General features: G+C 62.4%; 10 protein-coding genes. All 10 read left to right on the top strand.

The genetic code is table 11. The features are described from left to right. The first annotated feature begins 28 nt into the window (after positions 1 to 28). The 10 genes from N551_RS0109520 (at position 29) to N551_RS0109475 (ending at position 13,116) form a co-directional block, all read left to right on the top strand. On the top strand, positions 29 to 2,896 hold the full coding sequence (locus tag N551_RS0109520; protein WP_027566786.1) for a hypothetical protein: 2,868 nt from the start codon (positions 29 to 31) through the stop codon (positions 2,894 to 2,896). 111 nt (positions 2,897 to 3,007) lie between these two features. Then, on the top strand, positions 3,008 to 4,375 hold the full coding sequence (locus tag N551_RS0109515; protein ID WP_027566785.1) for a CBS domain-containing protein: 1,368 nt from the start codon (positions 3,008 to 3,010) through the stop codon (positions 4,373 to 4,375). 13 nt (positions 4,376 to 4,388) lie between these two features. After that, positions 4,389 to 5,243, top strand: a complete 855-nt coding sequence (locus tag N551_RS0109510) for a bifunctional 2-polyprenyl-6-hydroxyphenol methylase/3-demethylubiquinol 3-O-methyltransferase UbiG (RefSeq protein ID WP_197031116.1) — start codon at positions 4,389 to 4,391, stop codon at positions 5,241 to 5,243. Between the two features lie 8 nt (positions 5,244 to 5,251). Further along, positions 5,252 to 7,165 (top strand): N-acetylneuraminate synthase family protein, encoded by a 1,914-nt coding sequence (locus N551_RS0109505; RefSeq protein WP_027566783.1) that lies wholly within the window; start codon positions 5,252 to 5,254, stop codon positions 7,163 to 7,165. Then, entirely contained in the window at positions 7,165 to 7,854 is a 690-nt protein-coding gene (locus N551_RS0109500; RefSeq protein ID WP_027566782.1) for an acylneuraminate cytidylyltransferase family protein, read from the top strand. The genes N551_RS0109505 and N551_RS0109500 overlap by 1 nt, the downstream gene beginning before the upstream one ends. Further along, the gene (locus N551_RS0109495) at positions 7,847 to 8,611 is read left to right on the top strand and encodes an SDR family oxidoreductase (RefSeq protein ID WP_027566781.1); all 765 of its coding nucleotides are present in this window, start codon (positions 7,847 to 7,849) and stop codon (positions 8,609 to 8,611) included. The genes N551_RS0109500 and N551_RS0109495 overlap by 8 nt, the downstream gene beginning before the upstream one ends. Beyond that, positions 8,608 to 9,456: a sugar phosphate isomerase/epimerase gene (locus tag N551_RS0109490; protein WP_155809576.1), complete on the top strand. Its 849-nt coding sequence runs from the start codon at positions 8,608 to 8,610 to the stop codon at positions 9,454 to 9,456. The genes N551_RS0109495 and N551_RS0109490 overlap by 4 nt, the downstream gene beginning before the upstream one ends. Continuing rightward, positions 9,453 to 10,214, top strand: coding sequence for an SDR family NAD(P)-dependent oxidoreductase (locus N551_RS0109485; protein ID WP_027566779.1), 762 nt, complete (start codon positions 9,453 to 9,455; stop codon positions 10,212 to 10,214). The genes N551_RS0109490 and N551_RS0109485 overlap by 4 nt, the downstream gene beginning before the upstream one ends. A gap of 13 nt (positions 10,215 to 10,227) precedes the next feature. Beyond that, positions 10,228 to 11,067 carry an SDR family oxidoreductase gene (locus N551_RS0109480; RefSeq protein WP_027566778.1) on the top strand — a complete coding sequence of 280 codons (840 nt, stop codon included), beginning with the start codon at positions 10,228 to 10,230 and terminating at the stop codon, positions 11,065 to 11,067. A 351-nt stretch (positions 11,068 to 11,418) separates the two neighbouring features. Beyond that, positions 11,419 to 13,116 (top strand): hypothetical protein, encoded by a 1,698-nt coding sequence (locus tag N551_RS0109475; RefSeq protein ID WP_155809575.1) that lies wholly within the window; start codon positions 11,419 to 11,421, stop codon positions 13,114 to 13,116. Positions 13,117 to 13,198 lie beyond the last annotated feature (82 nt).

Raw genomic sequence — 13,198 nt, 5'->3', positions numbered from 1 at the left:
GCCTGCCTGAAGGCGCCGGAACGGTTCTATGAAATCAGCCACGCATGAGCATCGCTACGAGGCGGTGCGGCAACGATCGGGCGCATGGCTCGACGACGTGGCCCCGCTGCTGTCGAGCGCAGCTCTGACGTTGCTCGGCCTTCTGTTCGAAATCGCGCTTGCCAAGCAGTTGGGCATTGAACCCCGGCTGCGAACCATGCTGGTCTTCATCTCGGGCATTTCGGTCCTGCCTATATGTGCGGTGACGCTGCAGTATTGGCTCGACCGTCGTTTACCCACGGCGGGTCGTCTGCTGGAAGCCGCGAACGTGTGGTGCTCAGTCGCGGCGCTGGTGAGCCTTGCCCTCGTCGGCCTCGCTGCCTGGGCAAACAAGGGAGGCGTGGAATTCTGGCGCAGAGCCGCGCTGCACGTCGCGGAGGTCTCGGCTGTCGGGTATGTCGTGCTGATCGCGGGGCTGCTCTCCGCGTGCGGAAGAGAAGGATTCTTTGATCGGGCTCGCGCGTTCATTACGCGATGGAGTTCAAGGTCGACGCAAACGATTGCGCTCGTGTTCGCCTTTGCAGCCGCTCTGATCGTCCTCTTCAGGATCGAGCCGGGAAATCGCCATTTCAACCCGATCTTCAGCTTGTTCTTTCCGACGGTACGCGGAGGATTTCCGGATCAGTCGAGCCTGCTGCTCGCAACATTGAACGCAGGCCTCCTCGTGGCAGTCGGCGCATCCCTTCTGATGCTCGAGCGACGCCTTGCTGCGACCCATCCCGCCCGGCTTCGGTCGGCTCAGCGGGCCGCCCTCGCCCTCGCGCTCGTCGCCAGCACCGTCCTGAGCTTCGACTTCTCGCTTGCAGGCGACGCGTTTCACTACATGACTGTTGTTGGTCCCGCCTTGCACCTCCTGCACGGCGGCACGCTGATGGTCGACACTTTCTCTCAATACGGACCGGGGCCGGTCCTCGTCACCTATTTCGCGTTCCGGCTCGGGCCACCGTCCTTCGCAGTGGCCAATATCGCCATCCAGCTCTGCAACCTGGTCTTTTACGGACTCTTCGTCGTCGCGCTGTGGCAATCCAGCCGGACCCGGATGAGCGCAGTCTGGTTCGGACTGGTGTTCATCTTGTTTTGGCTATCCGGGTGGGACAACGGACAGGGCAACGTCAATACCGCGCCTTCGGTGCTGGGCGCCCGTTATCTTCCCATCCTGCTCATGGCCGTCGGACTCGGCGCACGAGGCGGCGTCAGACATTCCCCGCTCGTTTTGCTTGCTGGCTTTCTCTCGGGCCTCTGGAGCATCGAAGCATTCATCGGCGCGTTCGCCCTTTATGCCGGCTCGCGGACCCTACGCAATTTGCGCGACCGGAGCTACGCCGGGCTGGCGAAGGACCTGGCCATCGCAGCCCTGACCATGATTTCAGGACCTGCCGCACTGTCGCTGGGCACGCTGCTGACGGCGGGCAGTTGGCCAGCCTTCGATATCTATCTCAGCTTTCTGTCGAGCTATAATCCCCTTGCGCAGTTTTGGTCCGTACCATTCGATGCGGTCTTCTGGGGCTGGATCCCGATCCTGGCCGCGGTCACGATCGCCGTCGCCGGCTGTTGGCTGTTGGTGATCGACAACAAGCGCAGCTCGCTGCAGGCCACGAGCGACACCTGGCTGCGCCACGCGCTGCCTGCGGCAATACTCACGGCAATTACGGGCGCCTATTTCGCCGGCCGGTCGGTCGATTTCACCGTCATCATCGCGCTTTTGCCGTTCGCACTCCTGTTCTTACCCGCCACACTCTGGCTGGCTGGCCTTGCGCTTGGTGGGGATCGCGTTGCGGCGATATTGACCGCGTTGGCAACTGTCCTGGTGTTCTGGGCCTCGATCTTCTCCTGCCTCTATTTATTTCGGGCCGACTCACCTTATGCGCTGCTCCTGCATGAATGCAGGGATCACGACCGTTGTACTCCGGCTGCGTTGGTGCAGTCGTTGTCCGGGACGGTGAACAGCGAGATCGCGCTTCGTACCAGAAACAACCTCTGGTCCCTGGGCGACTACGATCGCCTGATCGTCGCGGAAGCAAAGAGCCTGATCGAGCGGTTCTCCGCAAATTCGACGAAGGTCACCGTATTGCTCGGGGAAAGCTCCGACGGTCAGCAGATGCTCAGCGACATCGCGCTGATGTACGCCAACAAGTGGCACACCTGGCCGCGATCCTTCACATTCTCCGATGAGCTCGTTCCGGCCCTCCTCGCACGCATCCTGGCGCATGAGGTGACGCTCGAGACCGGTGATGTGGTCGTCGTTCGGCGCGATGATGCAAGCCTGGGGACGCTCGAAAGGACGATCCTGGACCGGACCCGAAGGAGTGGCTCTTTCTGCGAGCTGCGCGGATCGACGCGAGAGGTTGTGGTCTACCGGTTCCAGAGGGCTGGCGACCCCCAATCCCCAGATGCTTGCCGCGAGCAGGACGTCAACGAGCAAGACGTTAAGATGACGAGTGATCTCGCTGACCGGTTGAGCGGATCAGTGGCAGAGCTCACTTCACTGATTGATGGACTTCGAGCAGCGCGCATCGCTCTCCCCGACGGTCCGCTTGACCTTCCCGCCCTGGAGCGCGCCGGCGTTGCAGTTCCTCCGAACCTGGTCAGCGGGCGGCGACTGGTATCTTTCTCAGGACCAATGTTCCTGATGAAGTCAGGATCTCGGCTGACGATCGATCTCTTTGCCTTCCCCAGAGCGGCGTGTCAGCAGCTTTTACAGCCCATCAGCGGTATCGCGGGGGTGCTGCGAATAGCTGTCACCGCGACTTTGGCCGACGAGCGAAGCGTCCCGCTTTCGCAGGCTCAAGCCCAGCCGTTGTGCGGCCAGAATACCCGACAATTGCGGATTATCGTGGACCTGCGGGATCGCACGTGATCCGTGCAGGAACGGCGAGAGCCATCCTTGCATCGCTGCATTGCCTAACGTATTACCGGGCTCATCTGCCCCTTCAAGGCCGGGGAACGGGCCTTTTCCGGACCCAAAATCGTGCTTGAGCCGACCCTCGTTACTATCGCTGAGACCGAGACAATTGAGGAGGCCTTTCGCCGCCTCAATGCCAACATGCTCGGTATCCTGTTTGCGCAGGATATTGGCGGGCGGATCGTCGGCACGGTGACCGACGGCGACATTCGCAGGCGGATGCTGACGGGCATCACGATCCACGACCAGGTCGCAACCTGCATCAATCGCAACTTCGTCTCGGCGCGGAGCGGCGGGCCGCGCGAGCAGATTCTCAAGCTGCTCGACCAGCGTGTGCATGTCGTACCGATTCTCGACGGTGAGGGACGGCTGGTCGACGTATTCAGCCGCGAGTTGTTCAACCTCTCGGAAGAGAGCGAGGTGTTTGCGCGTGCCCGCTCGCCGGTGCGTATCAGCTTCTCCGGCGGCGGCACTGATCTGACGCATTATTTCATGGCGAATGACGGCGGGTCGGTGATCAACGCGACGATCAAGATGTATGCCCATGCGACGTTGCGGCGTCGGAGCGATGTCCGGGTCCGGATCTATTCGCACGATTTTCGACGCACGGTCGAGGCGCACGATCTTTCCGAGCTCGGCACCGACGGCGATCTCGCACTGATCAAGTCGGTGGTGCGCCTCATCAAGCCGACTTACGGATTCGATCTCGAAGTCTCCGCGGACTTTCCGGTCGGGTCCGGCCTCGGCGGCTCTGCGGTCGTCTCGTCTGCCATCATCGGCTGCTTCAACGAATTCCGCTCAGATCAGTGGGATCGCCACGAGATTGCGGAGATGGCGTTCCAGGCCGAACGGCTGATGCTCAACATTCCCGGCGGCTGGCAGGACCAGTACGCGACCGTGTTTGGCGGCTTCAACCACATGGAATTCTCCTCCGACCAGAACATCATCGTGCCGCTGCGGCTCGACGCCAATATCATCGCGGAACTCGAGGAAAGCTTGGTGCTCTGCTACACCGGTTCGGGTCATGACTCCGGCGCGATTCATCGCGATCAGAAAGCCCAGCACGAGACGATCGACGCCGCGGCGGCCGCCGCCAAGCAGAAGGAAGTGACGCGGGAGATCCGTAGGCATCTCCTGCGCGGCCGGCTGCTGCAATGTGGACGCCTCATCGATGAAGCATGGCACGCCAAGCGCAAACTCAGCTCGAAGATCTCATCGAGCGAGCTCGACGCCATCTACGATTTCGCCAAGTCGCACGGCGCCGTCGGCGGAAAGCTGCTCGGCGCCGGTGGCGGCGGTTACTTCATGTTCTTCGTACGCCCGTTCGAGCGCTACCCGCTGATCTCGGCGCTGGAACAGCGAGGGCATGTCTGCTCGCGCATCATGTTCGAGGAGAACGGTCTTCGAACCTGGAAGTCGCGTTTCATTAACTGACTTGAGGCTGATAATGCTGAGCAGCGATGGAGCTTCGTTGGTAACCGCGGTTTCCGAAGGTCAGGCCGGATCTATATCTCGTGACGTTTGCCCGCTCTGCGGCTCGAAAGCACGATCTCCATTTCGCGCCGTCGAGCGCGGCGGATCGACCTATCACCTCGAACAATGCTCCGATTGTGGATTCGTGTACACCTCGACCGCACGTTTCGATACGGCGGATCACGGAGATCTGGCAAAACTCTATTGGCGTTTCCGCAACCGTCATCATCAGATCAGACGGTTGATCCACCTGCACTTGAAGCCGGGATCCCAGATTGTCGAGATCGGCTGCGGTCGGGGAGAACTCGGCTACCTCATGAAGGACGATCCTTACACGTATACTGGCTACGAGCCTGCCAGCGGCCTATCCCGTTTCGGTCAGCAGCACGGCGTGAATATCGTCCATGATTTCTTCAAACCGGAGACAGCGACGCCCGCCGACGCCATCGTCATCGACAACGTCCTCGAACATGTGCTCGATCCCCAGCAGCTGCTTGCGGACGCGGTCAAGACGCTGAACGGCGGAGGTCTAGCCGTTGTGATCGTCCCCAATCGCAACGATCTGCGGCAGATGGTGCCGAGCTGGCGCGATGCGAGACACTGGATTCCGCCCGACCACATCAATTACTTCTCCATGAGCGACGTCAAAAGGATGTTCGCCTACTGTGGCTTGCAGGCCACGCCGTTCGGATTCCACGCGTTGACCGTGCGTGACTATCGATATTTCGCGCGCGCGGTGCTCGAAACCGGAAAAATCTCGCTGCTCGGGCATAATGTCTACGCCGTGAAGCCAGAACCATTGGAAACAGGAGCCATGCTGGCGCGATGAATAGTGCCGTGATTCGGAATCCGCTGGCCGCAAAGATCGGAAGCCGCTCTGTCGGAGACGGCGCGCCTTGCTACGTCATCGCCGAGATCGGCAACAACCACAATGGCGACTTTGATCGCGCCATTGCGCTGGTCGATGCCGCGGTCGCGGCCGGTGCCGATTGCGCCAAATTCCAGATGCGCAAGCTCGACGAGGTCTATCGCGCTTCGAGCCTGTCCGGGAAGGACGACGACCTCGCCGTCGAATATACGCTCGATCTCCTGCGCCGCTTCGAACTCCCGACCGCACAGCAGAAGAAGATCGCCGAGTACTGCGCAGCAAAAGGTATCGAGTATCTCTGCACGCCCTGGGACGCAAAGAGCGTCGCCGTGCTCGAAGGGTTCGACGTCCAGGCCTACAAGGTCGCTTCCGCCGATCTCACCAATCTGCCGCTGCTCGCATGCCTTGCCGCCACCGGCAAGACCCTCATCGTCTCGACCGGCATGAGCACGACGGACGAAATCAAGACCGCGGCGAAATTCCTCGACGACCGCGATGCGAGCTACGTGCTGCTGCACTGCCAGAGCACCTATCCGGCCGCGCTCCACAACATCCATCTGCGTTTCATGGAAACGTTGCGCGAGATCCATCCGCTCGTCGGCTATTCGGGCCACGAGCGCGGCGTTGCCGTTTCGACGGCCGCGGTGGCGCTTGGCGCCGTCGTCATCGAACGCCACATCACGCTCGACCGCGGGATGGAAGGTCCGGACCACGCGGCGAGCCTCGAGCCGGAGGAATTCAAGACGCTGGTCTCGGGCATCCGCGAGGTTGAGGCGGCGCGCGGCGAGAAATTGGCAGAGCGCGCGCTGAGCCAGGGTGAGCTGATCAACCGTGAAAACCTTGCCAAGAGCCTGGTGGCCGCGCGCGACCTTCCGGCCGGCACCGTGATCTCCGACAGCGACATCGCCGTGAAGAGCCCGGGGCAAGGCCTGTCGCCGCTGAAGATGCCGGCCCTGCTCGGCCGCAAGCTGACGCGGACGATGGCGGCCGATGACTATTTCTTCCAGAGCGACCTCGACGAAGGCATCGCAAAAGCGCGGCGCTACCGCTTCGACCGGCCTTGGGGCGTGCCGGTGCGCTATCACGACACGGAGCGCTTTCTCGATATCTGCGAGCCAGATATCATCGAGTTCCATCTCAGCTACAGCGACATGGAACGCGATCCCGCGACGTATCTCTCCGGCACCTATGATCTCGGCTTCGTCGTTCATGCGCCGGAGCTGTTTGCCGGCTCCAAGCTGATGGACCTCGCAACCCCCGACGAGGCGCTGCGGCGATATTCGCTGGAGCAGACCCAGGCCGTGATCGACATCACCCGCGGCCTGAAGAAATTCTTTCCCAAGACGAAGCGCCCGCCCATCGTAGCCAATATCGGCGGTTTCACCATGGACGAGCCATTGCCGCCGGCGGAGAAGGCCGAGCGCTACCGCATCTTCGCCCAGAGCCTGAAGGAGCTCGACACGGACGGCGTCGAGCTGACGCCGCAAACGATGGCGCCGTTTCCCTGGCATTTCGGCGGCCAGCGCCACCAGAATATTTTCATCTTCCCGGAAGAATCGGCCGCGTTTTGCGCCAAGCATGATCTGCGGATGTGCGTCGACATCTCGCACACCAAGCTCGCCGCCAACCATTTCGGCTTCGACTTCGCACAAGGCCTGGCGCAGCTCGGGCCGCACACTGCGCATCTGCATTTCGGGGACGCCAAGGGGCTCGACGGCGAAGGGCTCCAGGTCGGCGAAGGCGAGATCGATTTCGACGAGATCGGACGGGTGCTGCGCAAGCATGCGCCGACCGCTTCCTTCATCCCCGAAATCTGGCAGGGCCACAAGAACATGGGTGAAGGCTTCTGGATCGCGCTCGAGCGTCTCGAGGGGCATATCTAATGACGCGCAAGACACTGGCTGTGATCGCTGCGCGCGGCGGCTCCAAGGGCATTCCGCACAAAAACCTGCTCGATCTCTGCGGCAAGCCGTTAATCGCGTGGACGGTCGAGCAGGCACGCGCGGCGCGCGGCGTCGACGTGGTGGCAGTCTCTTCCGACAGCGACAATATCCTTGCCGCGGCCGAAGCTGCCGGCGCCATCGGCGTGCGGCGCCCCGAAGACATTTCGGGTGACCTCGCCTCCTCCGAATCCGCTTGGCTGCACGCACTCAATGCGATCGACGAGCGAATTGGACGGTGCGAGCGGATCGTCGCCCTCCAGGCCACCTCGCCGATCCGCGAGACCAGCGACATCGAGAACGCGCTTGCGACCTTCGATCGCGACCATCTCGACAGCCTGCTCTCGGTCTGCGAGGTCGAGGATTATTTCAACTGGCGTATCGGCGCGAGCGGGCCGGAGCCGATCAATTACGACTATCACAATCGGCGCATGCGGCAACAGATCGAGAAACGCTATCTGGAGAACGGCTCCTTCTACGTCCTGATCCCATCACTCCTGCGCGAGCAGAACAATCGTCTCGGCGGCAAGATCGGTTTTCACGTGATGGATCGTCACAAGATGTTCCAGATCGATCGTCCCGAGGACGTCAAGCTTTGCGCCGCCATCATGCGTAGTTACGGCTATGCATGACCTCAGCGCCTTTTCTCTTGCCGGCAAGATCGCGGTCGTCACCGGCGCCTCCCGCGGTATTGGCGCTGCGATCGCGACCGGCCTGCAGGATGCGGGCGCCACGGTGTTCGGCCTCAGCCGTTCCGGGACCGCACCACGGGGCGTGAGCGCGATTGCCTGCGATCTCTCCGATGACGAGGCCATCGAAAGCGCATTCCGCACCGTGGCCGCACAAGCCGGACGCATCGACGCGCTCGTCAACGCCGCCGGTATCAGCCTGCCGGCCCAAAGCGCCGGGAGCGAGCTCGCGCGCTTCCGTGCCACGGTCGCAACCGACCTCACCGGCGTCTACGCCACCATCCTTGCCGCCCATCCGCTTCTGAAGAACGCGGGCTCTGCCGCGATCATCAACGTCACCAGCATCAATTCGGTCCGCGGCTTTCCCGGAAATCCCGGCTACGTGGCGGCGAAGGCCGGTCTTGCCGGGCTGACGCGTGCGCTCGCCGCCGACTATGCGCCCGATGGCATCCGCGTCAACGCGCTCGCGCCCGGGTATGTCGCGACCGAGATGACCGCGAAGAGTTTTGCCGATCCCGACATGCACGAGGCGAGGCGCCGCCACACGATGCTCGGCCGTTGGGGACAGCCCGCCGACATGGTGGGAGCGGCCGTCTTCCTGGCGTCGGAAGCCTCCGCCTATGTGACCGGACAGGAACTCTTCATCGACGGCGGTTGGACCACAAAGGGCCTCGCCATCAACTCGGACAAGCAACCGTGACCGCAACGCTCGAACGCATCGGCTTCATGCAAGGTAGGCTTTCGGCTCTCGTCGACGGCAAGATCCAGGCATTCCCCTGGGATCAGTGGCGCGAGGAATTCTCGCGTGCGAAGGAGCTCGGCCTGACGCGGATGGAATGGACCATCGATCAGGAACGGCTGCGCGAGAACCCGCTGACGACCGAGCCTGGCCAACAGGACATTCTGGCGCTGTCACGCGAGAACGGCGTGCGGATTCCGAGCCTGACCGGCGACTGCTTCATGCAGGCGCCGTTCTGGAAGGTCGATGCCGTCGTGCGCGACGCGCTCGTCGCCGACCTCGATCTGCTGATCGCCTCCTGTAGCCGCATCGGCATCGAATTCGTCGTGATCCCGCTGGTCGACAACGGCAAGATCGAGCGCGAGAGCGACAGCGATACGTTGAAGCGCGTGCTGCTCGCTCGCTCCGAGCAGCTTGCAAGACGGAACGTCAAGATCGTGTTCGAATCCGATCTGCCGCCGCGCGAGCTCGCCCAGTTCATGGAGGCCTATCCAGCCGACGTCTTCGGCATCAACTACGATAGCGGCAACAGCGCCTCGCTCGGTTATGACAGCGACGAGGAGATCGGCGCCTACGCGCCGCGCATCCTCAATGTGCACGTGAAAGACCGCGTTCGCGGCGGCACGACCGTGCCGCTCGGCACCGGCAACGCAGACCTTGCCAAGACGATCCGGCTGATCGAGCGATCCGGCTACAGGGGCCAATACATCCTGCAGACAGCGCGTGCCGCCGACGGCGACCACGCCGGCGCGCTGGCAAAATACCGCGACATGACGGTTCGCTGGATCGAGGACGCGGCGCGATGAAGCTCGAGCTGGACGATCGCGTCGCTCTGGTCACCGGCGCCAGCCGTGGGATCGGGCTTGCAATCGCGACAACGCTCGCGGCAGAAGGCGCCAAGGTTGCGCTTGCGGCGCGCGGCGCCGATGCGCTGAATGCCGCGCGCGCGACCGTCGGCGGGCGCAGCTCGATTCACGTCGCCGACGTCACCGATTCCGCCGCCGCCGCCGGCCTTGTTCAGGATGTCGAAAAGCAATGGGGCCGCCTCGACATCCTCGTCTGCAATGTCGGCAGCGGCGCGTCCGTGCCCCCGGGGCAGGAAACCGCGGCGGAGTGGTCGCGGGTGATGGATCTCAATCTCTTCGCCACCACCAACATGATCGAGGCGGCCCGGCCGCTGATGGCGCGTGGCAGCGGCGATCGCGCCGTCGTCTGTATTTCCTCGATCGCAGGCATGGCCGCACTCGGCGCGCCGGTCGCCTACCACGCCGCCAAAGCGGCACTGAATGCGACGGTGCGCGGTCTGGCGCGACCGCTGGCGCTGGAAGGCATCCGTATCAATGCAGTCGCGCCCGGAAACATCTTGAGCCCGGACGGTACCTGGGCGCGCAAGATCGCCGAGAACAAGCAGGCGGTCGACGACATGCTCCAGCGCGAGGTGGCGTTACGCCGGCTCGGCACTCCCGAGGAGATCGCCGACGTCGTCGCCTTCCTTGCTTCGCCCCGCGCCGCCTTTATCACCGGCAGCGTGATGGTGGCCGACGGCGGCCAGCTCAGAAGCTGAACAGGAGCCTTCGATGGCAAACCCCTCCTCCCGCTACGACCTGACCGGACGGACCGCGCTCGTGACCGGCGCCGGCGGCCTGTTGGGCAAGCAGCATGTTGCGGCGCTCAGCGAAGCCGGCGCGCGCGTGGTTGTCACCGATGTCGGCTTGGTGCAGGCCGAAGCCGCCGTCACCGCACTGAAACAGATCGCCGCTTCAGCCGATCTGATCGCGCTTGCGATCGACGTCACCTCGCTCGACTCGGTGCATGCTGCGAACGAGCAGCTCGCAGGCCGCGGCATCACCGTCGACATCCTCGTCAACAACGCCGCCATCGACCCGAAGGTGACGTCGAGTCCGGGCGTCATGCACTCCTCGCGCTTCGAGGCGTTCCCGGTGCCGCAATGGCAGACCGAGATCGCCGTCGGTCTGACGGGCGCGATGCTGTGCGCGCAGGTGTTCGGCGGCGACATGGCCAAACACGGGCGCGGCGTCATCCTCAACATCGCCTCCGATCTCGGCGTGATCGCGCCGGATCAGCGGCTCTATCGCCAGCCACAAGTGACGCGCGAAGAAGAACAGCCGGTGAAACCCGTGACCTACTCGGTGATCAAGCACGGCTTGATCGGGCTGACGAAATATCTGGCGACCTACTGGGCCGATCACGGCGTGCGCGTCAACGCGATCTCGCCGGGCGGCGTTTTCAACAACCAGGACCCCGCCTTCGTCGATCGGCTGACGCGCCTGATCCCCATGGGGCGCATGGCCGAGGTCGACGAATACCGCTCCGCCGTGCAGTTCCTCTGCTCGGATGCATCGAGCTACATGACCGGTCAGAACCTGGTCATAGACGGCGGCAGGAGTGTGTGGTGATGGATCCGGAGCCGTCGTCCAAAGTGTCTCTGAGCTTTCGCTAGATATTCATTCTAAGCAGAACGAAGAACAACACCTCGGTAGCGCTCGACGCCTTGCGATCGGTCGCGGCAAAAATGGTCTGTGTCGGACACGCTATTCTGATCAAAGCCAACCAACATAGCTACCAACCATGGCTAGCAGCTCGGTTGCTCAAGCGCTGCCCCCATGGTAATTCCCGAAAATAGGTGGCACGAGCCGAAGCCTGCCGAAACAAACGCCGTGTAGCGGCAAGTTCTTGAATCGACAGACGATAGGAAATATTGCTTGCACACAGCTCCGAGAGACCGACACGTCGAGGCGGAGAGTGGTTTGTTCTCAGGATCGAAGCAAAATCTGCACCTCAAATTCTGCTCTTTACTGGTGTTTGCGACCGTCGCTGCGTATTGGCCCATTGTCCTGATCAATGAACCGCTGTGGGACGACTGGGTGCTCAGGGCATATTCCGATGCCGGCACGCTGTGGGAGCTTTACCGGCAGGTAGGCGCGCGCGAATTGTTCTGGCTCGTAAAACCATTCGCTTCGACCGCACCCAGCGCCTGCGTCGCGACCGAACTGCTACTCTACGCCCTGCTCGGGCCGCTGATCTATACCATCGTCCGGAAGACCACTCTTTGGTCGCCGAGTGACGCGTTCTGGGCAGCGTTGTTGACGGTTCTCGTGCCGCTCAATCAGGCGCGCTTCGTCCTTTCGACGCTGCCTTATGCCTTCTCGTCCTTCTTTTTCGCGCTTTCCATCGTGCTCCTGCTGCGCGATCTGGAGAAGCCATCGATCATCGGACGCCTTTCGATCGCGATATGCCTGCTTGTCGCTTTCACGACCAATTCGTTTCTGGTCCTTGCCTGGCTGATGCCCCTGGTTGTTGCAATCGATGCTTGGCGGAGCGAAGCGTCGCCTACTTCCTCCGACAAGGCTGGGGAAGCGTTGCGGGCAATCTCGAGACGAGGCGAACTGTTGCTGCTGCCGGCCGTCTACTGGCTGGCAAAGAAAGTCTGCGAGCCGACCTACGGGCTCTATGCCGACTACAACAAGTTTCAGATGGGACTTGCGTCGGCGCTGAAGCAAACCGTGGTCGTGCTGGTTAGCCAGATCAAAGAGGCGACGACGCTCCTCCCGTCCTCGTCAGACGTTCCCGAGTTGTCGGTCGCTGCCGCAATCGTCATCGTCATCTTCTTGTTCGCTGCCCTGCGTTGGAAATTGCCGCTTGGCACATCGGACGAGCCCGCTCGTGGAACAGCCCGCACCCCCGACGCGCTCGCGATGGCAATCGGTCTGGCGCTCGCGGTCTGTTCACTTTTGCCTTACATACTGGTAGGCAAGCCACCTCGATTTCACGGGCTCTGGGAGACGCGGCATCAGACGACGTTGATGCTGGTCAGCGGCTTTCTGATTTACTCAGCGCTGCGATTGAGCGTGCCGCGGCGCGTGCTGCCGGCGGCGTCTGCCGCGTTGGCGGCGTTTTTTCTGATTCTCAATATTTCCGTGACGCACCGGCTTGTTCTCGATGTGCTCGAAACGCGCGAGATTTCCCGTCTGCTGAAAGCGCAGCCGCCGACTGCGGGCACGATGATGCTGGTCATGGAGGAGGACAGGAACTATCGCGCGCTTGGTCGATTTTTCGCTTTCTATGAGCTGTCCTACGTCCTCAATCCGGACGACCGCGAAGATCGCGTGTTGGCCGTGTCAAACCGGGAAATTCTCGATCCCTCGACCGGCACTTACGTGACCGGCAAAATTCCGGCCGCAGAGTCCACATTGATCCAATACTGCGAGAAATTTCGGTCTGCGCCGCAATATGGTTTTGGCGGTTTCGTGTCGAACGGCAATATCGAGACCCTCAGGCTCCTGTCGAACCGCGAGCCTCCGCGATTGTTCGAGGCTATCGGCGAAGGCATCCGCTCCGCTCTCGGGGCCGGTCCGGCCAGCACGTCGAGCCCCATGGTCCGCGTCGAGCGCACGACGTCCGCCATGGAGGGCGCGTGCCGATCTCCGTGCTGTGCTGGTGACTAGCGAGAATCCGCGGGAGCCAACCGTGGCGGCCGTGCGAGGACGACACCTCGACGCTGTCTCGCATTGCGAGAAATGCGAGCGC

The organism is Bradyrhizobium sp. URHA0013, from assembly GCF_000518345.1.
In the GTDB taxonomy this organism is placed as follows: Bacteria; Pseudomonadota; Alphaproteobacteria; order Rhizobiales; family Xanthobacteraceae; genus Bradyrhizobium.
Note: the sequence above shows the minus strand (reverse complement) of the source record. Positions and strands in the feature narration are given on the sequence as shown.